The sequence below is a fragment of the Paracoccus sediminilitoris genome (genome assembly GCF_003259195.1).
GTDB classification, from domain to species: Bacteria; Pseudomonadota; Alphaproteobacteria; order Rhodobacterales; family Rhodobacteraceae; genus Paracoccus; species Paracoccus sediminilitoris.
In genome coordinates, this window is sequence record NZ_QJPK01000002.1 from 182,227 (window position 1) to 205,764 (window position 23,538).

22 protein-coding genes and 2 riboswitches are annotated in these 23,538 nt (G+C 67.5%); of the genes, 9 read left to right on the forward strand and 13 right to left on the reverse strand.

Annotation, left to right across the window (positions count from 1 at the left end; genetic code table 11):
- Positions 1–65: 65 nt before the first annotated feature.
- The 5 genes from flaF to DKT70_RS04830 all read left to right on the forward strand — a co-directional run bounded on the left by flaF (position 66) and on the right by DKT70_RS04830 (position 6,464).
- The gene (gene flaF / locus DKT70_RS04810) at positions 66–431 is read left to right on the forward strand and encodes a flagellar biosynthesis regulator FlaF (protein ID WP_111558070.1); all 366 of its coding nucleotides are present in this window, start codon (positions 66–68) and stop codon (positions 429–431) included.
- Positions 428–832, forward strand: a complete 405-nt coding sequence (flbT, locus tag DKT70_RS04815; RefSeq protein ID WP_072296662.1) for a flagellar biosynthesis repressor FlbT — start codon at positions 428–430, stop codon at positions 830–832. The genes flaF and flbT overlap by 4 nt, the downstream gene beginning before the upstream one ends.
- 4 nt (positions 833–836) lie before the next feature.
- Positions 837–1,616 carry a DUF1217 domain-containing protein gene (locus tag DKT70_RS04820; protein WP_158529948.1) on the forward strand — a complete coding sequence of 260 codons (780 nt, stop codon included), beginning with the start codon at positions 837–839 and terminating at the stop codon, positions 1,614–1,616.
- Between the two features lie 181 nt (positions 1,617–1,797).
- A complete protein-coding gene (gene carB / locus DKT70_RS04825; protein WP_111558072.1) occupies positions 1,798–5,136 on the forward strand; it encodes a carbamoyl-phosphate synthase large subunit in 3,339 nt (1,112 codons plus the stop codon).
- A 134-nt stretch (positions 5,137–5,270) separates the two neighbouring features.
- Complete coding sequence (locus DKT70_RS04830) at positions 5,271–6,464, forward strand: CAP domain-containing protein (protein WP_111558073.1); 1,194 nt, start codon at positions 5,271–5,273, stop codon at positions 6,462–6,464.
- On the opposite strand, the gene cobF is transcribed toward DKT70_RS04830, so the two are convergent.
- The 6 genes from cobF to cbiE all read right to left on the reverse strand — a co-directional run bounded on the left by cobF (position 6,461) and on the right by cbiE (position 11,745).
- Complete coding sequence (gene cobF / locus DKT70_RS04835; RefSeq protein WP_111558074.1) at positions 6,461–7,198, reverse strand: precorrin-6A synthase (deacetylating); 738 nt, start codon at positions 7,196–7,198, stop codon at positions 6,461–6,463. The genes DKT70_RS04830 and cobF overlap by 4 nt on opposite strands.
- A complete protein-coding gene (locus DKT70_RS04840) occupies positions 7,195–7,860 on the reverse strand; it encodes an energy-coupling factor ABC transporter permease (protein ID WP_111558075.1) in 666 nt (221 codons plus the stop codon). The genes cobF and DKT70_RS04840 overlap by 4 nt, the downstream gene beginning before the upstream one ends.
- Positions 7,861–7,893: 33 nt before the next feature.
- Positions 7,894–8,116, reverse strand: a riboswitch (cobalamin riboswitch).
- A gap of 20 nt (positions 8,117–8,136) precedes the next feature.
- The gene (locus DKT70_RS04845) at positions 8,137–9,462 is read right to left on the reverse strand and encodes a cobyrinate a,c-diamide synthase (RefSeq protein WP_111558076.1); all 1,326 of its coding nucleotides are present in this window, start codon (positions 9,460–9,462) and stop codon (positions 8,137–8,139) included.
- A complete protein-coding gene (cobM, locus tag DKT70_RS04850; RefSeq protein WP_111558077.1) occupies positions 9,459–10,232 on the reverse strand; it encodes a precorrin-4 C(11)-methyltransferase in 774 nt (257 codons plus the stop codon). The genes DKT70_RS04845 and cobM overlap by 4 nt, the downstream gene beginning before the upstream one ends.
- On the reverse strand, positions 10,229–10,573 hold the full coding sequence (locus tag DKT70_RS04855) for a cobalamin biosynthesis protein (RefSeq protein ID WP_233490424.1): 345 nt from the start codon (positions 10,571–10,573) through the stop codon (positions 10,229–10,231). The genes cobM and DKT70_RS04855 overlap by 4 nt, the downstream gene beginning before the upstream one ends.
- Positions 10,555–11,745, reverse strand: a complete 1,191-nt coding sequence (gene cbiE, locus DKT70_RS04860) for a precorrin-6y C5,15-methyltransferase (decarboxylating) subunit CbiE (protein WP_111558079.1) — start codon at positions 11,743–11,745, stop codon at positions 10,555–10,557. Before cbiE ends, DKT70_RS04855 begins: the two co-directional genes overlap by 19 nt.
- Between cbiE and DKT70_RS04865 the strand changes: the two genes are divergently transcribed.
- Positions 11,744–12,487 carry a cobalt-precorrin-6A reductase gene (locus tag DKT70_RS04865; RefSeq protein ID WP_111558080.1) on the forward strand — a complete coding sequence of 248 codons (744 nt, stop codon included), beginning with the start codon at positions 11,744–11,746 and terminating at the stop codon, positions 12,485–12,487. The genes cbiE and DKT70_RS04865 overlap by 2 nt on opposite strands.
- On the opposite strand, the gene cobJ is transcribed toward DKT70_RS04865, so the two are convergent.
- The 7 genes from cobJ to DKT70_RS04900 are packed head-to-tail and all read right to left on the reverse strand — an operon-like array spanning position 12,463 to position 20,291.
- On the reverse strand, positions 12,463–13,197 hold the full coding sequence (gene cobJ / locus DKT70_RS04870; protein ID WP_111558081.1) for a precorrin-3B C(17)-methyltransferase: 735 nt from the start codon (positions 13,195–13,197) through the stop codon (positions 12,463–12,465). The genes DKT70_RS04865 and cobJ overlap by 25 nt on opposite strands.
- Complete coding sequence (locus DKT70_RS04875; protein ID WP_111558082.1) at positions 13,194–13,937, reverse strand: precorrin-2 C(20)-methyltransferase; 744 nt, start codon at positions 13,935–13,937, stop codon at positions 13,194–13,196. The genes cobJ and DKT70_RS04875 overlap by 4 nt, the downstream gene beginning before the upstream one ends.
- A gap of 5 nt (positions 13,938–13,942) precedes the next feature.
- Positions 13,943–14,572, reverse strand: coding sequence for a precorrin-8X methylmutase (locus DKT70_RS04880; protein WP_111558083.1), 630 nt, complete (start codon positions 14,570–14,572; stop codon positions 13,943–13,945).
- Positions 14,572–15,675, reverse strand: coding sequence for a precorrin-3B synthase (cobG, locus tag DKT70_RS04885; RefSeq protein ID WP_111558084.1), 1,104 nt, complete (start codon positions 15,673–15,675; stop codon positions 14,572–14,574). Before cobG ends, DKT70_RS04880 begins: the two co-directional genes overlap by 1 nt.
- Positions 15,672–18,890 carry a cobaltochelatase subunit CobN gene (gene cobN / locus DKT70_RS04890; protein ID WP_111558085.1) on the reverse strand — a complete coding sequence of 1,073 codons (3,219 nt, stop codon included), beginning with the start codon at positions 18,888–18,890 and terminating at the stop codon, positions 15,672–15,674. Before cobN ends, cobG begins: the two co-directional genes overlap by 4 nt.
- Positions 18,890–19,933 (reverse strand): cobalamin biosynthesis protein CobW, encoded by a 1,044-nt coding sequence (cobW, locus tag DKT70_RS04895; protein ID WP_111558086.1) that lies wholly within the window; start codon positions 19,931–19,933, stop codon positions 18,890–18,892. Before cobW ends, cobN begins: the two co-directional genes overlap by 1 nt.
- A 4-nt stretch (positions 19,934–19,937) precedes the next feature.
- Complete coding sequence (locus DKT70_RS04900; protein WP_111558087.1) at positions 19,938–20,291, reverse strand: DUF1636 domain-containing protein; 354 nt, start codon at positions 20,289–20,291, stop codon at positions 19,938–19,940.
- 99 nt (positions 20,292–20,390) lie between these two features.
- Positions 20,391–20,608: riboswitch (cobalamin riboswitch) on the reverse strand.
- Positions 20,609–20,647: 39 nt separating this feature from the next.
- Between DKT70_RS04900 and cobO the strand changes: the two genes are divergently transcribed.
- The 3 genes from cobO (at position 20,648) to DKT70_RS04915 (ending at position 23,465) form a co-directional block, all read left to right on the forward strand.
- The gene (gene cobO, locus DKT70_RS04905) at positions 20,648–21,277 is read left to right on the forward strand and encodes a cob(I)yrinic acid a,c-diamide adenosyltransferase (protein WP_111558088.1); all 630 of its coding nucleotides are present in this window, start codon (positions 20,648–20,650) and stop codon (positions 21,275–21,277) included.
- 94 nt (positions 21,278–21,371) lie between these two features.
- Positions 21,372–22,094, forward strand: a complete 723-nt coding sequence (otsB, locus tag DKT70_RS04910) for a trehalose-phosphatase (RefSeq protein ID WP_111558089.1) — start codon at positions 21,372–21,374, stop codon at positions 22,092–22,094.
- An 18-nt stretch (positions 22,095–22,112) separates the two neighbouring features.
- A complete protein-coding gene (locus tag DKT70_RS04915) occupies positions 22,113–23,465 on the forward strand; it encodes an alpha,alpha-trehalose-phosphate synthase (UDP-forming) (protein WP_111558090.1) in 1,353 nt (450 codons plus the stop codon).
- Positions 23,466–23,538 lie beyond the last annotated feature (73 nt).

Genomic DNA, 23,538 nt, shown 5'->3' on the forward strand with positions numbered 1-23,538 from the left:
AGAACGGGGGGCGCTGAACGGCGCCCCCTGACCCCCATCACCATTCCAGAACGGGAAACACGACCTTGAACGCGGTAACGCCACTGACCCAGCATGGGTACAAGACAAGCGGCCTGCGCACGGCGCGGGATGCGGAATACGATGTCTTTTCGCGAGTGACGCGGATGATGCGCCAAGCGGGTCGAATGGCCGACAATGGCGATACCATCATGGCAGTCCTCAAGAATAATGAATTATGGTCACTGCTTGCCATCGACCTGGCCGATCCGGGCAATGCCCTTCCCGATGCCACCAAGGCAGGCCTGTTGTCCCTTGCCAGCTTCTCGATCAGACACGGGCAGGCGGTCCTGGCAGGCGAACAGGCCTCGGACCCGCTGATCGACATCAACATGACCGTCATGCGCGGTCTGCGCGGCGAGGTCGGCGCATGAGCGGGCTTGTCCTGAAGCTGGCCCCGAACGAAAGGGTGCTGATCAACGGTGCGGTCATCGAAAACGGTGACCGGCGGTCCAGGATCGCCATCAAGACGCCGAACGTGAACGTGCTGCGACTGCGCGACGCGATCCACCCCGACAAGGCGGCGACGCCGGTGTCCCGCGCATGCTATATTGCGCAGCTGATCTTGTCGGGCGATGCCGAGCCCCGCGAAGGGCGTCAGCAGCTTTTGCTGGCCATCGAACAGCTGAGCCAAGTCTTCGAGGACCGCGACAGCCGCCTGCTGCTGGCTGATGCAACCAGTGCTGCCATCGACGAGAATCCTTATCTGGCCATGCGCAAGCTGCGCGAATTGCTGCCGCGAGAGGCTCGTCTCTTCGCCGCAGCTGCAAGGTAGTTCCATGGGCGGCGCGATCACCATCGGCCTTGGTGGACTGGCCGGCTGGAAGGTCCTGCAGCGCACCGAAGCCCGCCAGCTGCAGGTCGTGGCGCAGGACCCGGTGGTGATCCGCTCGACCACCTATTTCAAGGACAATATCGCCAAGGCCGCCAAGGCCGAGGAGCTGGTCAAGGATTATCGCCTGCTGAACACGGCACTTTCCGCATTCGGTCTGGAAGGCGACATCGCCAACAAGGCTTTCATCCAGAAGGTTCTTGAATCGGATACCAGCGACAAAAGCTCTCTGGTGAACCGGCTGGCGGACAAACGCTATCTGAAGCTGGCCGAGGCTTTCGGTTTTGGCAGCACCGCCCCTGCGGCGGATCTGGCAGAGACCGTGTCGCAGGCTTTCGTGCAGCGCGAATATGAAAAGCGCGTGGGTGAAAGCGATGAAAACATGCGGCTGGCCTTGAACGCGACGCGCGAACTGAAGGCGATGCAGGGGCGCAGCTCTTCCGACAAGACCCTGTGGTACGAGGTGATCGGCAACCAGCCGTTGAAGAAGGTTTTCGAAGGCGCCTTCGGTTTCGGATCCAGCTATGGCAACCTGCCGGTGGAACGCCAGCTTGAGGAGTTCATGGATGCGGCGGAACGCGTTCTTGGCAGCTCCAGCTTCAAGGACATCACCACGCCCGAGGTGACGGACCGGCTGATGGTGTCCTTCATGGCGCGGTCGCAATTGACCGAAAGCGTGGCGCAGAACCGCTACAGCGCGGCGTTGACCCTGCTGACCGGATTGTGACGGGCGCGTCAGAACCATTGCGACAGGGCAATGACTTGACGGCTGTAGTGAATGCGACAAAGGTGATGTTAGGCCAGTTTTAGGCCCTTTGCCCGCTTGCCGCACCTTGCGTCCAAGCGTTGCTTGGCTATAACCCCGGACGATTTGCCGCGATCCATCATCCAAGCCCGGGGGCAAGACCATGCCGAAAAGAACCGACATCAAATCGATCCTGATCATCGGGGCAGGACCGATCGTCATCGGGCAGGCCTGCGAATTCGACTATTCCGGCGCCCAGGCCTGCAAGGCCCTGCGCGAGGAAGGCTATCGGGTAATCCTGGTCAACTCGAACCCTGCCACGATCATGACCGATCCGGAAATGGCCGATGCCACCTATATCGAGCCGATCACCCCCGAGATCGTCGAAAAGATCATCGCCAAGGAGCGTCCCGATGCGCTTTTGCCAACGATGGGCGGGCAGACGGGCCTCAACACGGCGCTGGCGCTGGCCGACAACGGCGCGCTGAACCGCTATGGGGTCGAACTGATCGGCGCGCAGCGCAGTGCGATCGAGATGGCCGAGGACCGCAAGCTGTTCCGCGAGGCGATGGACCGCATCGGCATCGAAAACCCCAAGGCCACGATCATCGCCGCCCCCAAGCTGGCATCAGGCAAATACGACATCAACGCCGGCGTCAGCCAAGCCATGGAAGCGTTGGAGGAGATCGGCCTGCCCGCCATCATCCGCCCCGCCTTCACCCTTGGCGGAACCGGTGGCGGCGTGGCCTATAACCGCGACGATTACGAACGGATCGTACGTTCGGGGCTGGATGCCTCGCCCATGGCGCAGGTGCTGGTCGACGAATCCCTTCTGGGCTGGAAGGAATTCGAGATGGAGGTCGTGCGCGATCGCAACGACAACGCCATCATCGTCTGCGCCATCGAAAACGTCGACCCGATGGGCGTGCATACCGGCGACAGCATCACCGTGGCCCCGGCCCTGACCCTGACCGACCGAGAATACCAGATCATGCGCAACGGCTCGATCGCCGTCCTGCGCGAGATCGGCGTGGAAACCGGCGGTTCGAACGTGCAATGGGCGATCAACCCCGAAGACGGCCGCATGGTCGTGATCGAAATGAACCCCCGCGTCAGCCGCAGCTCGGCGCTGGCGTCGAAGGCCACCGGCTTCCCGATCGCCAAGATCGCCGCGAAGCTGGCCGTGGGCTATACCCTGGACGAACTGGACAACGACATCACCAAGGTGACGCCGGCCAGCTTCGAACCCTCGATCGACTATGTCGTCACCAAGATCCCGCGCTTTGCCTTTGAAAAATTCCCCGGTTCCAAGCCCGACCTGACCACCGCGATGAAATCCGTGGGTGAGGTCATGGCCATCGGCCGCAGCTTCCACGAATCGCTGCAAAAGGCGCTGACCTCGATGGAAAACGGGCTGACCGGCCTGGACGAGATCGCCATCGAGGGTGCTGCCGATCAAGGCAAGCCCGCCGTCATTGCAGCCCTGTCCAAGGCCACCCCCGACCGCATCCGCGTCATCGCCGAGGCGATGCGCTTTGGCCTGTCCAACGACGAGATCCAGCGCGTCACCAGCTTTGACCCGTGGTTCCTGGCGCGCATCCGCGAGATCATCGACGCCGAACATATCGTGCGCGAAAACGGCCTGCCGCAGGACGTGGATGGACTGCGCCAGCTAAAGATGATGGGCTTTACCGACGCCCGCCTTGCGCATCTGACCGGCCAGGACGAAGACGCCGTCCGCCGCGCCCGCCGTGCCTTGGACATCCGCCCCGTCTTCAAGCGCATCGATACCTGCGCTGCCGAATTCGAGGCACAGACCCCCTATATGTATTCGACCTATGAAGCCCCCGCGATGGGCGACGTCGAATGCGAATCCCGTCCGACCGATGCCAAGAAGGTTGTCATCCTGGGCGGCGGTCCGAACCGGATCGGCCAGGGGATCGAGTTCGACTATTGCTGCTGCCACGCCTGCTATGCGCTGACCGACGCGGGCTATGAAACCATCATGGTCAACTGCAACCCGGAAACGGTCAGCACCGATTACGACACCAGCGACCGTCTGTATTTCGAACCGCTGACCTTTGAGCATGTGCTGGAAATCCTGCACACCGAACAGCAGAACGGCACGCTGCACGGCGTCATCGTCCAGTTCGGTGGCCAGACGCCCCTGAAGCTGGCCAATGCGCTGGAGGCCGAGGGCATCCCGATCCTGGGCACGACCCCCGACGCCATCGACCTGGCCGAGGACCGCGAACGGTTCCAGGATCTGCTGAACCGTCTGGACCTGCGCCAGCCCGTGAACGGCATCGCCAGCACAGACGAACAGGCGCTGGCCATCGCCGCCGATATCGGCTTCCCGCTGGTGATCCGCCCCTCTTATGTTCTGGGCGGTCGTGGCATGGAAATCGTGCGCGACATGGATCACCTGCGCCGCTATATCACCGAGGCCGTGAAGGTGTCGGGCAAGAACCCGGTGTTGCTGGACAGCTATCTGACCGGCGCGATCGAGGTCGATGTGGACGCGTTGTCGGACGGTGAAAACGTCCATGTCGCGGGCATCATGGAGCATATCGAGGAAGCGGGCGTCCATTCCGGCGACAGCGCCTGTTCGCTGCCGCCCCACACGCTGACGCCCGAAACCATCGAGGAGATCAAGCGCCAGACCGTGGCCATGGCCCGCGCCCTGCACGTGGTCGGCCTGATGAACGTCCAGTTCGCGCTGAAGGACGGCGAGATCTTTGTCCTTGAGGTCAACCCGCGCGCCAGCCGCACGGTGCCCTTCGTGGCCAAGGCCACCGACAGCGCCATCGCATCCATCGCGGCGCGCCTGATGGCGGGCGAACCGATGTCGAATTTCCCCGAACGCGCGCCCTATCCTGCGGGGGTCGGCCCGGAAACCGATCTGCCCTTCGCCGACCCGCTGACCCTTGCCGATCCGATCACTCCGTGGTTCAGCGTCAAGGAGGCCGTGCTGCCCTTTGCGCGCTTCCCCGGCGTCGATACCCTGCTTGGCCCGGAGATGCGCTCCACCGGCGAGGTGATGGGCTGGGACCGCAACTTCGCCCGCGCTTTCCTCAAGGCGCAGATGGGGGCCGGCACGCATCTGCCGCATGAAGGCCGCGTCTTCGTTTCCGTCAAGGACAGCGACAAGACTGATGCCCTGGCGGGTGCGGCGCGCGATCTGGTGGCGATGGGCTTCACGCTGATCGCCACATCGGGGACGGCCGATTTCCTGGCCGCCGCCGGCGTCGAGGCGCAGCGCGTCAACAAGGTCTATGAAGGCCGCCCGAACATCGTCGACCGGCTGAAGAACGGCGATGTCGCTATGGTTCTGAACACCACCGAAGGCGTCCAGGCCATCGCCGACAGCCGTGAAATCCGGGCCGTCGCGCTGTACGACAAGATCCCGTATTTCACCACGGCCGCGGGCAGCATCGCCGCCGTCGCCGCGATCAAGTCGCGCGGCGAGGGTGAAGTGGGCGTGCGCAGCCTGCAGGCCTGATCCGGCCATCATCCCGGCCCCATGGCGGGGCCGGGATTTGACCTTTGTCAGTCGACGCGCGGTCATGCTTCGCGAGGCGAGCGATATCTGTTAAGAACAACCCATGATTGCCGAAGGCGAAGCAAGGGGTTCCCATGTCGCAAGCCACATCCGCCGAACGATATTTCCTTGAACTGGTCAATCGCGAAAGGGCCGGACACGGTCTGGACCCTGTCACGCTGGAAACGCATCTGAACGATGCCTCTGATGCGCATAGCGCTTGGATGCTGCGGAATGACAGGTTTTCGCATGACGGGGCCTCGGGATCTTCGGCAACGGACCGCGTTCGCGCCGCCGACTTTCCGCTGGAGGGCAGCTGGCGCGTGACCGAAAACCTGGCCTATATTTCGGTCGACGGCGACGATTCGCTGTTGGACGAGGTTGCGCAGTTGCATACCAACCTGATGAACAGCTCCGGGCACCGCGCCAATATCCTTGACCCCAAGATCGATCATATCGGCATCGGCCTGCAGGTCGGCGAATTCAGCGGTTATCAGATCCTGATGGCCACGCAGAATTTCGCCGCGACCGGGGGCGATGTGATCCTGGACCTGGCGCCGGGGGTCACGGTCAGCCAGATTGACCGCCCTTTCATGGGGGTCATGTCGCAGGCCACTTGGCTGGATGCGCATGGCCCTCTGCGGACGGGCCCGCAGGGGACCGGCGCGGATGATCGCATCATCAAGGGATCGGCCGACAACACGCTGTCGGGCTATGGGGGTGACGACCTGATTGCGGGCGGCGCGGGCCGTGACGTGCTGCGCGGCGGGCAGGGCGATGACTTCATCATCGGCCAGAGCGGGCATGACCGGCTTGCCGGGCAGATGGGCAACGACGTCCTGGCCGGAGGCATCGGCTTTGACACGCTGGCCGGCGGGGCGGGCCGCGACCATCTGAAGGGAGAGGCGGGCAACGACCGCCTGATGGGGCAGATGGACAATGACCGCCTGCTGGGTGGCCATGGAAATGATACGCTGTATGGCGGGGCGGGGCGCGACGTGCTGATCGGCGGGGGCGGGGCCGACCTGCTTTGCGGTGGTGACGGCGCGGATCAGTTCATCTTTGCCGGCAACTTCGGGCGCGACGTGGTCACCGATTTCACCGCGGGTCAGGATCGCCTGATGATTGCCGATGGGCTGATCGATGGGTCGATGGCCGATTTTCTGGATGATCACGTGCAGCGGACCGATCGCGGCGTCCTGATCACGCTGTCCGACGGCAACCACATTCTGGTGCAGGGGTCCGACCTGTCGGTTCAGGACGTGGCCGACGACATCTTCCTGTTCTAGCCGCGCGCCAGCAGATAGCAGTCCATGATCCAGCCATGCGCCGCCCTCGCCGCGCGGCGCGTGGCGATGATGCGGGGGCCGGCCTGCGCCACCGTGCCGCTGTCTAGGATCTGTTGAGCCATGCCCAGAAAGGCCCCCCACCAGATGCGCGTGTCGCCCGGCAGCGCGCTGAAGGCGCATTGCCCGTCCAGCATGACGACCAGCCGGTCCGCGCCTTGGGGCCAGCCATGATCGCGCAGCATCCGCCCCGTAGTGATCTGCACGGGGGCGCCCAGATCGTTCAGCGGGATTGCGTGCGCCGCGCACAGCGCCTGGATGGCGGTGATGCCGGGAATGACCGTGACGGCCAGATCCAGCCGCGTCGCGATCCGAAGGCTGCTGTCATAAAGCGACGGGTCCCCCCAGACCAGCAGGGCGACGCGGCCCCCCTGCGGCAGGTGGCGGTCGATCTGGGCCCGCCAAGCATCCGCAATGGCATCGTGCCAGCGATCGACGCCGTCCAGGTAATCGGGATCGGCGACATCCCGGCGCGGCAGGTCGAATTCGGCCAGCCGCAGGGGCGCATCCGTCAGGTGCCGATCCAGCATGGCCCGCCGGATGCCCGCCAGATCGGCTTTGTCGTCCCCCTTCAGCGGGATCAGCACCAGGTCCGCCTGCCGCATGGCCGCGATGGCCTGCAGGGTCAGGTGGTCGGGGTTGCCCGTGCCGATCCCGATCAGGGTCAGGTCGATCATGCGAAAAGGCGCGGCGTGACCAGCTCGCTGCCGCGAAGCCCGCGCAGGGATTTCGCGCCTGCCAGCACGGCCAGATCGACCAGCGGCTCCAGCGCGATGACCAACATGTAGGCCGCGCCGAAGCTGGCGACCCCGGACCATGCGCCGATCCCCTGTCCATAGAAGGCCCAGAACGCGACCCAGGCCACGACGCCGCCTTGGAAGGCGGTCGACAGCGCCAGCGCCTGCCCATAGGTCAGGTCGACATAGGCGGTCCGGGGCGCGATGATCCGCCCGGCCAGCGCCGAGACCGCGAATAGCGGCACCAGCAGCGTGGTGACGTTCATCCCGTATTGCGGCAGATCGGCGGGCGCGAAGAACAGCCCCTGCGCCAGCAGCCCGAGCGCCAGCCCGATGGCCGCAGGCGCCGCGCCGAACAGCAGGAACAGGGTGGACCCCATGATCAGGTGCACCTCGGACACGCCGACGGGCGCGGTGGGCAGGACCTGAAAGAAGACGAAGGTGGCGATGGTGGCCAGCAGGCCGCGCCCGGCCAGCGATGCGATCCCGCGTTCGCGCAGCGCGGTGGTGGCGATCTTCAGCGTGTAAAGGCCGGCCGTGGCCGCGGTGGCATAGCCCAAGATCAGCTTGGCGCCGGTCACGACGCCATGTTCGATATGCATGTCCAGTCTCCTGTAGCCGTCATCCCCGACGGCGGGAAAATTGTCTGCATGGCCGGTTTCCTGGCTTGCGGGTCAGGGCGTGGCGTCTGCCTTCCCAGGCCCGTGGGGCCCAGTGGCGTCGGTGACGCACGCTCTCCGCATACAGTCGCGGGGGCGGCTGAGGCTTCGGGTGCCGCGATTGGGTCCACCCTTCCCCATTCCCGATGAAGCCCGACGCTTGAGCGTCCTGATGGGCACCATCCAGGCGATCAGATAGACGTGATCGGACCGCGCGCGTCAAGTCGCGGCCGGTGCGATCATGTGAAAGAAGGTGCCGGTGACCTGCCCGCCCCGGGTCGCGCGCCATGATCCGGTTTCGGGTACTGCCGCGCCATTGGCATCGGTGACGCGGGCCAGGGGCGCATCGGGCTGATCGGTGATCGAGGCATAGTGGAATTCATGGCCGCGCAGCGCGCCTTGACCAACCCCCGGCAGGGGCGCGACCAGGTCGGCTCGGCGGTATCCCAGATGCATCCGGCGCTTGTGATAGCTGGTCTCGAGCCCCAGCAGGCCCAGCATCCGGTGGCGTTCGCCCGTCGCATCGACCAGCCCCGCCCCAAGCGCCATGTATCCGCCGCATTCGCCATGCACGGGCCGGGTCGCGGCAAAGCGGTGCATGGCGCTGCGGAAGGTGTCGGCGGCTGCCAGTTTCGGCGCATGCAGTTCGGGATAACCGCCCGGCAGCCAGCAGCAATCGGCGCTGTCATCGGGGGCTTCATCGGCCAGCGGCGAAAACGGCAGGATGGTCGCGCCCGCCTTGCGCCACGCCTGCAGAACATGGGGATAGGTAAAGCTGAAGGCCGCATCGCGGGCCAGCGCGATGCGGCCCCCCGGCGGGACAATCGGCAGGGGCGCGTCGGCATCCGGCAGGGCGCGGCTGGCGGCAGCGGCGACGATGGCGTCCAGATCGCAATGCGCGCCGACGAAATCCCCCGCGTGGTCAAGGATCGCCTGCAGTTCGGGGGTTTCCTCGGCCTGAACCAAGCCAAGGTGGCGTTCGGGCAGGGTGATGTTGCCTTGACGGGGCAAGGCACCCAAGACGGTGATGCCCGCCTCGGCCATGCCTTCGCGGATCAGGGTGTCGTGGCGCGGGGAAGCGACGCGGTTCAGCACAACCCCCGCGAAGGGCAGATCGGGCCGCAGGGTCGCGAAACCCCGCGCGACCGCCGCTGCCGATTGCGCCTGCCCCGAGACGTCAAGGATCAGCACGACGGGCCAGCCCATCATCTGCGCCACCTCGGCGCTGGATCCGATGCCGGTTTCCCCCGGCGTCGCGACCCCGTCGAACAGCCCCATGGAGCCTTCGGCCAGGATCAGGTCGGCATCCGGCTGGCCCGTCACATGGCTGATGATCCGCCCCGGCTGCATCGCCCAGGCATCCAGGTTGAACGACGCCCGCCCCGAGGCCGTCGCATGAAACGCCGGGTCGATATAATCGGGCCCCGACTTGAAGGGCTGTACCGCCATGCCCCGCCGCCGCAGCGCGCTCAGCAGGCCCAGCATCAGCATCGTCTTGCCGGTCCCCGAGGCGGGGGCCGAGATCATCAGTCCGGGTATGCTCATTCGGGGAACCTCGGGTCTGGACCGACGGGGCGGTATCGGCGGTCGTAATCGGCGGCGTAAAGGCGGCTGTCGTCAAAGCCGTCCCCGGCAAGGGCGGGGCCGACCAGAATCAGCGCGGTCCGGTCGATGCCTTGGGCGGCCACCGCGATGCTAGACAAGGTCGACCTGATTACCCGCTGGTCGGGCCAGCTGGCCCGCCAGACGACGGCCACGGGGCAATCGGGGCCGTAATGCGGGGTCAGATCGGCCACGACCCGGTCCAGCGCATGGATCGACAGGTGGATCGCCAGCGTCGCGCCGGTGGCCGCGAAGGCGATCAGGCTTTCACCCGCAGGCATGGTCGATGCCCGCCCCGGCGTGCGGGTCAGCACCACCGATTGCGCCAGTCCCGGCAAGGTCAGCTCGGCTTCCAGCGCGGCGGCGGCGGCGGCGAAGGAGGGCACCCCCGGGACGACCTGCACGGGAATGTCCAGCGCCCGCAGGCGGCGCAGCTGTTCGCCCATCGCCGACCAGACCGACAGATCGCCCGAATGCAGCCGCGCCACGGCCTGTCCAGCGGCATGGGCCGCCTGCATTTCGTCGATGATCTGATCAAGGCTGAGGGAAGCGGTGTTCACGATCCGCGCGCCGGGCGGGCAATGGGTCAGCAGGGCGGGGGGCACCAGGCTGCCTGCGTAAAGGCAGACGGGGCAGGCAGCGATCAGGTCGCGCCCGCGCAGGGTGATCAGATCGGCCGCGCCGGGGCCTGCGCCGATGAAATGGATGGTCATGGAACCTCTGCGATGGCGATGGTGATGCGGCCGCAGGCCGAGATGATACGCGGGCCGGTCAGCCGCCCGGCGGGACCTGCGGCGGCCAGGGCTGCGGCCTCGGCCACCGATCCGGTGGCATGAAGGGCCTGGATGCGAGGGGATCGGGTCGGGGTGTCGACGCCCGCGACCGACACGATGCGCAGGGGCAGACCCAAACGGTCGGCCAGTGGGCGCAGCAGCGCGGCACGCTCGGGGATGGTGGCCAGCACATCCGCATTACCGACCGCATGGGCCAGCGCCTCCAGCGGCGTGTCGGCGCGGCAGCCGATGCCCACGACCCTCATGCCGTCACCGCCCATTGCACGACGGGGCGCGCGAGTTGCCAGCCGCGCATGCCTCCCAAGGGGGCGGCGCGGGCAATCTCGATGCGCGTCAGATCGCCCCCGTGGCGGGCCGACAGGGCCGAAAGCAGGCTTTCGGTCTCAAGCGTGACCCCGTTCGCGACCAACCGCGCGCCGGTCGGAAGCATCGGCCAAAGCGCGTCGAACAGCGCCGCCGATCCGCCGCCACCGACGAAGACCGCGTCGGGTTCCGGCAGGTCCGACAGGGCCTGCGGTGCGTGCCCCTGGACCGGCGTGACCAGATGGCCGACGCCGAAATCGTCGATATTGGCGCGGATCAGCGAAATCCGGTCGTCGCGCGGTTCGATGCAGATGGCGCGCCCCCCCGCCAGCGCCCATTCGACCGAGATCGCCCCCGAACCGCCGCCCACATCCCACAGCAGCGCGCCGGGGCGCGGGCCAAGGGCGGCCAGAGTCATGGCGCGGATGGGGAATTTGGTGATCTGGCCTGAATGGGTGAAACCATCATCGGGGCGACCGGGGACGGTGCCGATCCCCGTGCCGCGCGGCAGGTCAGCGCCGTCGATGGCAATGGCCACGGGGGCAGCGATGTCGTCAGGTTGGATGTCACCTGCGTGGGTCCGGCGGATGCGTTCGGCGGGGCCGCCAAGACGCTCAAGCACCGTCAGTCGCGCGGAACCGGCGCCTTGGCCACGCAGCCATTCCGCCAGCGTGGCCACCGCCGCCCCGTCGCGCAGGGTGGCGATGATGCGGCAGCCGCGTGCCAGATGCGGGCGCAGCCGCGTGAAGGGCGCCGCGTGCAGGCCAAGCGTCACCACGTCCTCGGCCCGCCAGCCAAGGCGTGCGCAGGCCAGCGCGACAACGCCCGCAATGGGGATCGCGACCCATTCATCGGGCGCAAGATGCGCGGCCAGCGTACCGCCCGCCCCATGCCAGAAGGGATCGCCCGAGGTCAGCACCACCACCCGCCGCCCCCTTGCGGCCAGAACAGGCGCGATGTCGAAGGGCACCGGCCAGGGGCGCCCCTTGTCCGCGACCCTGGCCAGCGCCAGGTGGCGCGGCCCGCCAAAGACCAGATCGGCGGTGGCCAGAGCCTCTCGGCTTGCATCGGGCAGGCCGGGCAGGCCATCTTCGGTCAGACCGATGATCGTCAGCCAAGGCTTATCCATGACACGCATCCTGCTGCTGGGCGGCACATCCGAGGCCAGCGCCATGGCGCGACTGCTGGCACAGGCGGGCATCGAGGCGCAGTTTTCCTATGCCGGACGCACGGCGGCCCCCGTGGCGCAGCCCTTGCCGACCCGGATCGGCGGTTTTGGCGGCCCCGAGGGCCTGGCGCGGCACCTGCGGGAGGGCGGCTTTACCCATTTGATTGACGCGACCCATCCCTTCGCCGCGCAGATCAGCACCAATGCGGTCCACGCGGCCGATATTTCGGGCGTCCCCCTGCTGGTGCTGCAGCGACCGGAATGGCGGGCGGGGGCTGGCGACGATTGGTGCCATGTCCGCGATGTCGAACAGGCAGCACAGGCGCTGCCGCGACAGCGGGCGAGCGTGTTCCTGGCCATCGGCAAGCAGAACCTTGCGGCTTTCGCGGGTCTGCCGCACAGGTTCCTGCTGCGGCTGGTGGACGAACCGACGGCGCTGCCATTGCCCGATGCGCAGGTGGTGGTCGCGCGCGGACCCTTCACGGCTCAGGGTGACACGCGCCTGATGCGCGACCACGCCATCACGCATCTGGTCGCCAAGAACGCGGGCGGATCGGGGGCCGAGGCCAAGCTGACCGCCGCGCGTGAGCTGGGCCTGCGGGTGATCATGATCGACCGCCCCGCCATGCCCGAAAGGCAAGTGGTCGACAGCGCCGAACTGGCGATGGCTTGGCTGCATCAGACGGCCCCGCGCGGGGTATAGACCCATTTGCCGACCCGCCGCGTCGCCGAATTGCCGACCAGCACGACGGTGCGCATGTCGGCCATCTGGGGCGTGGCCTGCGACAGCGGGATGGTGGTCAGGCATTCGTCGGGGGTGCTGACGGCGCGGGCGAAGATGATCAGGGTCTCGGGGGGGCATTCCTGCCGCAGGATCTCCAGCACGCGGGCGAATTGATGGGGGCGGCTGCGCGATCGCGGGTTGTAGAAGGCCATCGCGAAATCCCCCCGCGCGGCGTGGCGCAGACGGTGTTCGATCAGATCGAAAGGCTTGAGGTTGTCCGACAGGTTGATGGCGCAGAAATCATGACCCAGGGGCGCGCCCGCCCGCGCCGCCGCCGCCAGCATCGCGGTGATGCCAGGCAGGATGCGGATGTCGGTGTCATGTCGGTCGGGCTGATCCTCCAGCGCCTCGAAGAGCGCCGAGGCCATTGCGAAGACCCCCGGATCGCCCGAGGAAACGATCACCACCCGTCGGCCATCCGCCGCCAGATCCAACGCCATCCTTGCGCGGTCCAACTCGACCCGGTTGTCCGATGGGTGCAGCGCCAGCCCCGGCCGTGCCGCCACCCGCGCGACATAGGGGATATAGCCGATGACATCGGTGGCCTGATCCAGTGCCTGCACGACCTGCGGTGTCACCAGCGCATCATCGCCCGGCCCAAGTCCCGCGACGGTAATCCAGCCGGTCATTCCGCCACCTGCGGCATGGCCATGGGACGGCGCCCCCGGCCATGGACCATGACGATGGCGAAATAGGGGCAGTCGGCATCGGGCACATCGGCAAGGCGGGCGATGCGCTGGCCGGGCATGGTGCCGCGCTCGATCAGCCAGGCGTCATCCAGCCGTCCGCAGGCGGCCAGCGCGCGGCGGACCTTGGGCAGGTTGCGCCCGGTCTTCATCACCACCAGCGCATCGGTGCCCGCGATGTGGCGGCGCAGGTCAGGTTCGGGCAGGGTGCCCATCAGCACGGTCAGCACGTCGTCACCCCATGTGATCGGCGTGCCGCTGGCGTTCCAGCACCCGGCCATGCCGGGAATGCCGGGAATGACCTGCATGTCCACCACGTCGCGCAGCCGCACGTAAAGGTGCATGAAGGAACCATAGAAGAACGGATCGCCCTCGCACAGGACCACGACATCGTCGGTCGCGGCCAGATCGCGCAGGCGGGCGGCCCAATCGTCATAAAAAGCGGCCAGCAGGTCGTTGTATTCAGGGCTGTCGAAGGGGATTTCCGTCGTGACGGGGTATTCCATCGGGTATTCGCGGGCGCCCTCGGCCAGCATGCCCGTGACGATGCGGCGCGCCTGCCCCTGCCGCCCCGGCTTGCGGAAGAAGGCCACGTGGCGCGCGCCGCGGATGGCGCGGTCGGCCCGGACCGAGATCAGGTCCGGATCGCCCGGCCCCAGCCCCGCACAGATGATCTGTCCCATTCGGTTCACTCCTTCCGGCTGGCCAGCGCGTTGATCGCAGCGACGGTGATGGCGGACCCGCCAAGCCGGCCCTGCACGATGACCGCAGGCACGGGCGGGGCGGCCATCAGCGCGTCCTTGGATTCCGCCGCGCCGACAAAGCCCACGGGGCAGCCGATGATGGCGGCGGGGCGGGGGCAGTCGGGGTCCTCCAGCATGTTCAGCAAATGGAACAGCGCAGTCGGCGCATTGCCGATGGCGACCAGCGCGCCCGCCAGGTGGGGACGCCACAATTCCAGCGCTGCGGCGCTGCGGGTGTTGCCCATGTCGCGGGCCATGTCGGGCACGCGCGGATCGTTCAGGGTGCAGATGACCGGATTGTCGGCGGGCAGGCGGGCGCGGGTGACGCCCTCGCTGACCATGCGGGCATCACAGAGGATCGGCGCACCCTGCCCCAAGGCGGCACGGGCGATGGTCGCCATGCCGGGGGTGAAGCGGACATGGGCCTCCAACCCGACAAGGCCCGCGGCATGGATCATGCGGGTGACCACGGGTTCCTCATCGGCGTCGAAGCGCGTCAGGTCGGCCTCGGACCGGATGGTGGCGAAGGACTGGCGATAGATCGCGGCCCCGTCCTTTTCGTAAACATGCGGCATCAAAGCACCTTCGGCAATTGGTCGGGGTGAAGCCCGCGCAGGGCGGGCACGTCATGGGCGCAGCCATGGCGGATCAGGTCAAATCCCTGCGGCGTCGCGGTCAGGGTCATGTCGGCCGCGCGCGGCCAGCCACAGCCCTTGGCACAGCCCGAGACGTGCAAGACGGCGCCTTGCGGCACCAGCGCCGCCAGGTCGCGGGCCAGGGGGCGGGTGGCGGCATGGGCCTGGGCGCAGCGCGGGCTTCCGGGGCAGGCCCGCAGGCGCAGGCGCGGGTCATCGGCGGTCAGGATCAGCCCCGGCATGAGCGGCAGATGCCGCGTGCCCCGCACCAGCATCATCCGCCAGGGCGTCAGGCGCAGCTGGCCCAATCTGCCAAGCCGGCGCAGCGTGTCGGGGGGCACCTGCCCGAATTCGAATCCGGCCAGCATGCCTTGCGGTGTCGGCCCCGGCGTGGCGGGTGTGGCGGCGGTGGGTGCCACGATATCGGCTCGGGGCGCGATGCCGCGCGCGACCAGCGCCGCCATTCGGCCCCGTCCGCCGATGGCCCCGCCGCGTTCCAGAAACCAGCCCGCCAGCGCGACGGCGTCCTGCGGCGAACCGAAGGGCACGCCATACCCCATCCCGTCGGCGCGCAGGATCAGGCCCGAACCCGCGCGTTCGATCCGGATGTCGGCGGGGTCCTGGGTCAGGACCGGCGCGGCGCCGGTATCGACGGCAAAACCGAACTTGGCGGGCAGCGGCAGGGCGCTGTCAGCCAGCGCGGTTTCCAGATCGCGGACCAGCGCATCGGTGGCATCCCCGCCAAAGGGGGTGACGATGATGCTGCGCCGCGTCTCGGTGGCGATGTCGGGGTCGATGAGGTCCAGCGCGCGCAGATCCGCGATCAGCGGCGCATGGCTGTCGGGCGTGATGCCGCGCAGTTGCAAATTGCCGCGGCCCGTCAGCTCGATCAGGCCGTTGCCATGCCGTTCGGCGGCATCGGCGATGCCCTGGGCCTGGTCGCGGGACAGCATCGCCCCGCGCGGTTTGACCCGCACGACCCAGCCATCGCCCGATTCCATCGGCCGCAGGGCGCCGGGGCACCAGCCCTTCACGCCGCTCATGTGTCTGCCCCCATGCTGGCGGCGATGGAATTGCGCCGCGTCACCCAAAGGCCCGCATCATGCAGCCGACGAAACAGGTCGCGCATGGCCGCCAGAGCTGCGGGGTTGGTGTCCTGCATGAAGACGGTGATGTCGTCGCGCCCCAAGGTGGCGTCGTGATAGAGGTCGAACAGATGCGGCGGCACCGCGCCCGCCAGATGGGCAAAGGCCGCCATGTGATCCAGTGTGGCCGCAATCTCGGCAGCTCCGCGAAAGCCGTGGGCGGTCATGGCATCCGCCCAACGCGGATCGGTGGCGCGGGCGCGGACGGTGCGGGCGATCTCCTCGGTCAGGCTGCGGGCGCGGGGGCGGTCGGGCTGCGTGGCGTCAAGGTGATAAAGCGCCGGCGCATCCGCCCCGATTCGGGCCATGGCGGCGGCAAAGCCGCCTTCGTGGGCGGCGTAATCGGCGGCCAGCAGCAGGTCGCTTTCGGGCAGGTCCTGCGCGTGGACGAAGCTGTCGGCGGTTTGCAGGCGGGCTTCGATGCCGCCCCGATCCTGCGTCACGGCACCATCCAGGCCGATGGCCCAGCTGGAGGCCGCGATCCATGCCTCGCCCGCGGCCTGCCGCGCAGCATCGGTGAAGGTGTCGGGGGCGGTGCCCATGCCCAGCCCGTATCGCCCGGGTTCCGGTCCGAACACCCGTGCCATGCGGGCGGCATAGGGGTTCATCTCGGGCGCCTCGTCGCGGTCGGCCAGCGCCTTTGCGCCGGTTTCGAACAGCTGCGCCAGCACGGGAAAGACATCGCGGAACAGGCCCGACACCCGCAACGTCACGTCGATGCGGGGCCGGTCCATCAGCGCCAGTGGAACGATCTCCACGCCCGACACCCGGCCCGACCCATCATCCCAGACAGGCTTCAGCCCCGCCAGATGCAGGGCCATGGCGAATTCCTCGCCAGCGGTGCGCATCGTGGCGCTGCCCCACAGATCGACGACCAAGCCGCGCGGCCAATCGCCGTGATCCTGCAGGTGACGGCGCAGCAATTCCTCGGCCAGCTTGACGCCTTGGGCGTGGGCAGCGCGTGTCGGCACCGCGCGCGGATCGGTGGCAAAGAGGTTGCGCCCGGTCGGCAGTACGTCCCGCCGTCCCCGCGCGGGCGATCCCGACGGACCCGGCGGGACATGGCGCCCCGACAGCGCGTCCAGCAGGCCCGCGCGTTCCTGCGCGCCGCATTCGCTCTGGCCGAAGATGTGCAGACCCTGCCCGTATTGGCTTTCCTTGATGTCGCAGACGAAGCGGTCGATGCGGGTGATCGCCTCGGCCTCGGACGCATCGGGCGGGATGCCCAAGTCGCGGTCCACCCCAAGCGCGCGGGACGTGTCGCGGATGTCGGCCACCAGCCGGTCGCGGCGCGCCGGGTCCAGCCCGTCGGCGGTGGAATATTCGTCCAGCAGCCGTTCCAGACCCGCCATGTCGTCGGGCAGGGTGGCAGCCAGCATGGGCGGCGGCAGGTGGCCAAGCGTGACCGCCCCGATGCGGCGCTTGGCCTGCGCGGCCTCGCCCGGGTCGTTGACGATGAAGGGATAGATTACCGGCAGCGCCCCCGTCAGCGCCTGCGGCCAGCAGTCGCCCGACAGCGCCACCGCCTTGCCGGGCAGCCATTCCAGCGTGCCATGCGCCCCCATGTGGATCATCGCGTGCAGCCCTTGGGATCGCAGCCACAGGTAGAAGGCCACATAGGCATGGCGCGGCACACGGGTCAGGTCATGATAATCGTCGTCGCGATTGGCGCGGTGGCTGCGTTCTGGCTGCAGCGCCATCAGCAGCTTGCCCGCGCGGATGGCGGCGAAGTGGAAGGCGCCGTCCTGCATGTCGGGGTCTGTCTCGGGCGCACCCCATGCGGCATGAAGATCGTCGCGCAGGGTTCGGGGCAGGGTGGCCAGCACCGCGCGGTATTCGTCCAGCGGCCATGTGATCCGGTCGCCGGTCAGGTCGCCCTGAACGGCGGGGACGTCATGGCCGTGATCGGCCAGCAGCCCTGCCACCTGTTGCGCGGAGGCCAACGCGTCCAGCCCCACCGCATGGGCCATCTGCCAGTCGCGGCCCGGATAGGTGGACAGGATCAGTGCCAGCTGGCGGTCGGGGGCTGGCGTCGCGCCAAGGCGGTGCCAGGCGGCGATGCGGTCCGCGGCGGCATCGACCAGTGCGGGGTCGGGGCGGTGGGCAAAGCGGGAGTATTGCAGGTCCGGGTCGCGCTTGGCGGGGGATTTGAAGCTGATGACGCCGGCCAGGATGCGTCCGTCCACCTCGGGCAGGACCACGTTCATGGCTAAGTCCGAGGGTGACAGTCCGCGTTCGGCGTCGCGCCATTCGCGGCGGCGGTTGGTGGACAGGGCGACCTGAAAGACAGGGCTGTCGAAGCCATCGAAGGCGCCATTCTGGCCGGACGAAAAGCCCGTGGCATTGACGATGACGGCAGGGGCCTCGGGCAGGCTGCCCCGCAGCCATTCGTTAAAACCCGGGGCCTTCAGCGAAGGGGCGAAGGCCCCGCAGGCGGCAAAGCCACGCGCGCGCAGGGCATGGATCATCGCGTCGATCGCGGCGGTATCGGCGGCGGCCAGCCAGCTGCGATAGAAGGTGACCAGCGCCAGCGGTCCGGCGGGCGGGGTATCGATCACGCCCGCATCCGGGTCGTAAAGCCCCATCGGCGGCAGCGTCTTCCGCCCCGGCACTGGGGCCGCGTTCAGCCCTGCCGCGATCGCCATCTGCGCCAGCGCGGCCTGGGCCGCCACCGCCCCGCCCTGATCGCAATGGCGGCGCAGCACGCGCAGCACGGATGCGGGCACGGTCGAGAGCTGATCCAGCCGCGCATCATCGCGTCCATCGGCGGGCAGCACGGCCAGCGCGATGCCGCGCCGCCGCGCCAGGTCCTGCACGGATGCCAGACCATAGGGCCAATAGGCCTCGCCGCCGATCAGACGGATCAGGATGCCCTTGGCACCCGACAGCGTCTGCTCCAGATAAGTGTCGACCGAGACCGGATGGCGCAGTGCCACGAGGTTGCACAGCCGCAGGGACGGCAGCCCCCCCGCCGCGCGATGCCAGCCCGCCGCGAAGGCGCCAAGATCGCTGTCCGAAAAGGACAGCACCACCAGATCCGCCGGCGACTGGCCGGGGTCATAGGGGGCGTCGGACTGGTCCAGCCCGTGGCGTTCGCGGAAGACGACATGCATCAGGCAGGCACGCCCGTCAGCATGGCGCGGATCGCATCAAGGTTCACGTCGTCATGTTCGGCGATGACCACCAGCTGCGACCGGCGCGGCTGGCTGCCCCAAGGGCGGTCGTATTGATGGCGCACGCGCGCGCCGACGGCCTGCACCAGCAGGCGCATCGGCTTGCCCTGCACCGCGACATGGCCCTTTACGCGCAGAATGTTCTGTTCGGTGGCCAGGCGTTCGATGGCCGCGACCAGATGGGCGGGGTCGGTGATCTCGGGCAGGTCGATGACGACGGTGTCGAAATCCTCATGCTCGTGATCGTCATGGCCGTCATGATGGCTGGGGCGGGCGGCCAGATCATCCTCGGCGGCGGCGTTGAGGCCCAGGATCACCTGCGGGTCGATCGCGCCCTCGGTCACGGTTAGGATGGGCAGCTTGCGCGGGGCGTGGTCCAGGATGGCCTGACGGGCAGCGGCCACGCCGGCATCGCCGGCCAGATCGGCCTTGGTCAGCAGGACGACATCGGCGCAGGCGATCTGATCCTCGAAGACCTCGGACAGGGGCGTTTCGTGGTCCAGGCTGTCATCGGCGGCGCGTTGGGCGTCGACGGCGGCAATGTCGGGGGCGAAACGGCCCGCGGCCACGGCCTCGGCATCGGCCAGGGCGATGACGCCGTCCACGGTGATGCGCGACCGGATGGCGGGCCAGTCAAAGGCCTTGAGCAGCGGTTTCGGCAGCGCCAGCCCCGAGGTCTCGATCAGGATGTGGTTGGGCTTCTGCGGCAGGGCCATCAGCCGTTCCAGCGTCGGGATGAAATCATCGGCGACCGTGCAGCAGATGCAGCCGTTCGACAGCTCCATGATGTTTTCGGCGGGGCAGTTGTCGTCGGCGCAGCCCTTCAGGATTTCGCCGTCGACACCCATCGTGCCGAATTCATTGACCAGTACGGCAAGGCGCTTGCCTTGGGGGTTCTGCATCAGGTGGCGGACCAGCGTGGTCTTGCCTGCGCCCAGAAAGCCGGTGATCACGGTCACGGGGGTCTTGGTCAGATCGGACATGGGGTCACTCCTGCGGGGGGATGCGGGCAAGGCTCTGCTTGCGGAAGATGGCGGGGCGTTCGCGCCACGGCACGATGCCGTCGCCGCTGGCGGCATAGGCGGCGGCACCCGTGGCGATATCGGCGGCGTCAGCGGGGGTCAGGCGGCCATAGACATAGGACCACTTGCCCGGTGCCGTCAGCGACACCGAACAGCCCTGCGAACAGGCGGACAGACATTCGACGGGGCGGATCTCCACGCCTGCGGGGGGATCGTCGGACAGGACCTGATGCAGCACCGCGCCGGGGCGGGGGGCATCGGGGTCGTCCATGGGCACCGTGCCGCGGCAGGTGGTGCAGACATGCAAGATGGCGCGCATTGCGGCCCTTCCCTTCTGTGGCATCAGGGGGATAGGCCGAGAGGACATGGCACGGGGCATCCGGCCATCACCTGCCGGTCGCGAAACACCCCGTTCGCCCGTCATCAACAGGTGCTGGCAGGTCTCCCGGCTTGCGGATTCGGGGCCTGGGCCCAACGGTCGTCCCACCTTCCCAGCCCATGGGGGGCCAGTGGATCGGGCGACCTTTCCGGTCACGGTCGCGGGGGCGGCTGCGCTTGGGCGGGGCGGTGACGCCTTGCCTGTCGCATTCCCTTTTCACCTGCCTTACGACAGGAACCAACACGCGCCAACCAAAGGCCCGCAGCCCCGATTTGTCAACCCGAAGGAGCGACCCGATGACGCAGTCCGACCCCATTCCCGAACAGGATCTGGCCCGCCACGCGCAGAAAATGGCCAAGAAAAAGGCCGCCCGCGACCGGATGATGGAAACCAAGACCGGCGAAAAGGGGCTGATCATCGTCCACACCGGCCCCGGCAAGGGCAAGTCCAGCAGCGGTTTCGGCATGATCATGCGCTGTATCGCCCATGACATGCCCTGCGCGGTGGTGCAGTTCATCAAGGGCGCATGGGACACGGGCGAACGCCGCCTGCTGACCACGCATTTCGCCGACCTTTGCCAGTTCCACAGCATGGGCGAGGGCTTCACATGGGAAACGCAGGACAAGTCCCGCGACATCGCCGCAGCCAAAGCCGGGTGGGCCAAGGCCCGGGACCTGATCCGCGACCCGGCAAACCGCATGATCCTGCTGGATGAAATCAACATCGCCTTCCGCTATGGCTATCTGGATGTGGCCCAGGTCCTGGCCTTTCTGGAGTCCGAGAAGCCTCCCATGACCCATGTGGTCCTGACCGGGCGCGGCGCCCCCGACAGCCTGATCGAGGCCGCCGATCTGGTCACCGAGATGGGGCAGGTCAAGCATCCCTTCCGGGCAGGTATCAAGGCGCAGGCCGGCGTCGAATTCTGAGGCGTCTTGGCACTGGGGCACAAAAAGTTGACCTTTGGGCGAACCCGTGACCCGATGGCGGGGTTGATCTGGCATCACCACCAAAGGAAAGCCCATGACCCCGCCCAAGCTGACCCCCGATGCCGCGCTGTTCCTGGATTTCGACGGTTGCCTGGTCGAAATCGCGGATCGGCCCGATGCGGTGGTGGTGTCCAGCCAGCTGCGTGACCGTCTGGGGCGTCTGCACGCGATGCTGGACGGTGCGGTCGCGCTGATTTCAGGGCGGGACGTGTCGGCGCTGCGGGGGTTCCTGCCTGATTTCGCGGGCATCGTCGCCGGCAGCCACGGGGCCGAGCTGTCCCTGGCCCCAGGCCAGATCCAGTCCGTCCACGACCACGCCTTCGACGCCGCCGCCCTGCATGCCCGCGCCCACGACCTGGCCCGTCCCCATCCCGCCCTGCTGGTCGAGGAAAAGCCCCATGGCGTCGCCCTGCATTACCGGGCCGATCCGTCCTTGCAGGATTATGTCGAACGCGTCATGCAGGACATGCTGCAGGACAATCCGGGTCTGATGCTGCAACCGTCCAAGATGGCGCTGGAACTGCGCCCGAATGGCGTCGGCAAGGACAGCGCCTTGGCCGGCCTGATGCAGCGGGCGCCCTTTGCGGGTCGGATGCCGGTCTTTGCGGGTGACGATCATACCGACGAACCCGCGATGCAGCAGGCTCAAGCCTTGGGCGGCTATGCCATCAAGGTCGGCGAAGGCCCGACCGCAGCCCGTCACCGCCTCTCTGATCCCGACGCATTGGCCGCCTGGCTTGATGCATCCCTGACCTGAATCCGACAAGGAGCCCTTATGTCCCGCCTGATCGTCGTTTCGAACCGCCTGCCCCTGGGTGAAAACCCGTCCGGCGGCCTGGTGGTCGCGCTGGAAGATGCCCTGCGCAGTTCGGGCGGCGTCTGGATCGGGTTCTCGGGCGAGGTCACCGAAAATCCGGGCGACAGCCTGCAGGACCATCCCGGCGCGCCTTTCCAGCGCCTGTCCTTCGACCTCAATTCCGAAGATCACGAACGGTATTACCTGGGCTATTCGAACTCGATCCTGTGGCCGCTGTGTCATGGGCGGCCCGATCTGATGCGCATCAGGCCGGAATTCGTCGATGGCTATCGCCGGGTCAACCGGCGCATCGCGGATCTGATGATCCCGCATCTGCGCGATGACGACCGCATCTGGGTGCAGGATTACCACCTGTTCCCGCTGGCCGCCGAATTGCGGGCGCGGGGCGTCACTGCCCCCATCGGTCATTTCCTGCACATCCCCTTTCCCGGCCCCGCCGATTGTGGTGCGTTGCCCAACCCCCAAGAACTGTTCGACTGGCTGTCCCATTACGACCTGCTGGGCTTTCAGGCCGAACGCGATCTGGGGGCCTTTGCCGAAAGCGGGCGGCAGCTGTCGGACATGGACCACATCTCGGATACCGATTTCCGCCTGTCGGGTCGCAGGCTGAAGGCGGGGGTCTTTCCCATCGGTATCGACGCCGCCGATTTCATCGCCGAGGCCAAGGACGCCCCCGACGAGGACCGCATGCGCAGCCTGACCGGCGCCAAGATGATGATCGGCGTCGACCGGCTGGATTATTCCAAGGGCATCCCGCACCGGTTCCGCGCCTATCAGCTGTTGCTGGAAAAGATCCCCGACCTGCATGAGAAGATCTCTTTCCTGCAGATCGCGCCGCCCACCCGCGGCGAGGTCGAGGCCTATCAGGACATCCGCGAGGAGACCGAGCATCTGGCGGGGCGCATCAACGGGCAATTCGCCAGCCTGAACTGGACCCCGATCCGCTTCATCCACCGTTCGATGCCGCGCCATGTGCTGGCGGGGCTGTATCGGCAGGCGCGGATCGGGCTGGTCACGCCCCTGGCCGACGGCATGAACCTGGTCGCCAAGGAATACGTGGCGGCCCAGGACCCCGACGATCCGGGCGTTCTGGTCCTGTCGCGCTTTGCCGGCGCGGCCGAGACGATGGAAGAGGCGCTGATCATCAATCCCCATGACCCCAGCGATACGGCGGGTGCCATGGCCCAGGCTATGCGGATGACGCTGGAGGAGCGGCGCGAACGTCATTCCCGGCTGCTGAAGGGCGTCGTCGAACAGGACATCGCCTGGTGGTCGCGCGCCTATCTGACGACCTTGGATCAGGCCAGCTGAGCGCCATTTCGAATCGATTTCAGGGCGGGAACAGCCGAAGCCTGCCTGTTTGCTGGGCAGGGTAGGGAAATCC

Coding starts and splice junctions, on each gene's coding strand:
- flbT (WP_072296662.1), top strand. CDS start 428: ATGAGCGGGCTTGTCCTGAAGCTGGCCCCGAACGAAAGGGTGCTGATC.
- DKT70_RS04820 (WP_158529948.1), top strand. CDS start 837: ATGGGCGGCGCGATCACCATCGGCCTTGGTGGACTGGCCGGCTGGAAG.
- carB (WP_111558072.1), top strand. CDS start 1,798: ATGCCGAAAAGAACCGACATCAAATCGATCCTGATCATCGGGGCAGGA.
- DKT70_RS04830 (WP_111558073.1), top strand. CDS start 5,271: ATGTCGCAAGCCACATCCGCCGAACGATATTTCCTTGAACTGGTCAAT.
- cobF (WP_111558074.1), bottom strand. CDS start 7,198: ATGATCGACCTGACCCTGATCGGGATCGGCACGGGCAACCCCGACCAC.
- DKT70_RS04840 (WP_111558075.1), bottom strand. CDS start 7,860: ATGCATATCGAACATGGCGTCGTGACCGGCGCCAAGCTGATCTTGGGC.
- DKT70_RS04845 (WP_111558076.1), bottom strand. CDS start 9,462: ATGAGCATACCCGGACTGATGATCTCGGCCCCCGCCTCGGGGACCGGC.
- cobM (WP_111558077.1), bottom strand. CDS start 10,232: ATGACCATCCATTTCATCGGCGCAGGCCCCGGCGCGGCCGATCTGATC.
- DKT70_RS04855 (WP_233490424.1), bottom strand. CDS start 10,573: ATGGGCGGTGACGGCATGAGGGTCGTGGGCATCGGCTGCCGCGCCGAC.
- DKT70_RS04865 (WP_111558080.1), top strand. CDS start 11,744: ATGACACGCATCCTGCTGCTGGGCGGCACATCCGAGGCCAGCGCCATG.
- cbiE (WP_111558079.1), bottom strand. CDS start 11,745: ATGGATAAGCCTTGGCTGACGATCATCGGTCTGACCGAAGATGGCCTG.
- cobJ (WP_111558081.1), bottom strand. CDS start 13,197: ATGACCGGCTGGATTACCGTCGCGGGACTTGGGCCGGGCGATGATGCG.
- DKT70_RS04875 (WP_111558082.1), bottom strand. CDS start 13,937: ATGGGACAGATCATCTGTGCGGGGCTGGGGCCGGGCGATCCGGACCTG.
- DKT70_RS04880 (WP_111558083.1), bottom strand. CDS start 14,572: ATGCCGCATGTTTACGAAAAGGACGGGGCCGCGATCTATCGCCAGTCC.
- cobG (WP_111558084.1), bottom strand. CDS start 15,675: ATGAGCGGCGTGAAGGGCTGGTGCCCCGGCGCCCTGCGGCCGATGGAA.
- cobN (WP_111558085.1), bottom strand. CDS start 18,890: ATGCATGTCGTCTTCCGCGAACGCCACGGGCTGGACCAGTCCGACGCC.
- cobW (WP_111558086.1), bottom strand. CDS start 19,933: ATGTCCGATCTGACCAAGACCCCCGTGACCGTGATCACCGGCTTTCTG.
- DKT70_RS04900 (WP_111558087.1), bottom strand. CDS start 20,291: ATGCGCGCCATCTTGCATGTCTGCACCACCTGCCGCGGCACGGTGCCC.
- cobO (WP_111558088.1), top strand. CDS start 20,648: ATGACGCAGTCCGACCCCATTCCCGAACAGGATCTGGCCCGCCACGCG.
- otsB (WP_111558089.1), top strand. CDS start 21,372: ATGACCCCGCCCAAGCTGACCCCCGATGCCGCGCTGTTCCTGGATTTC.
- DKT70_RS04915 (WP_111558090.1), top strand. CDS start 22,113: ATGTCCCGCCTGATCGTCGTTTCGAACCGCCTGCCCCTGGGTGAAAAC.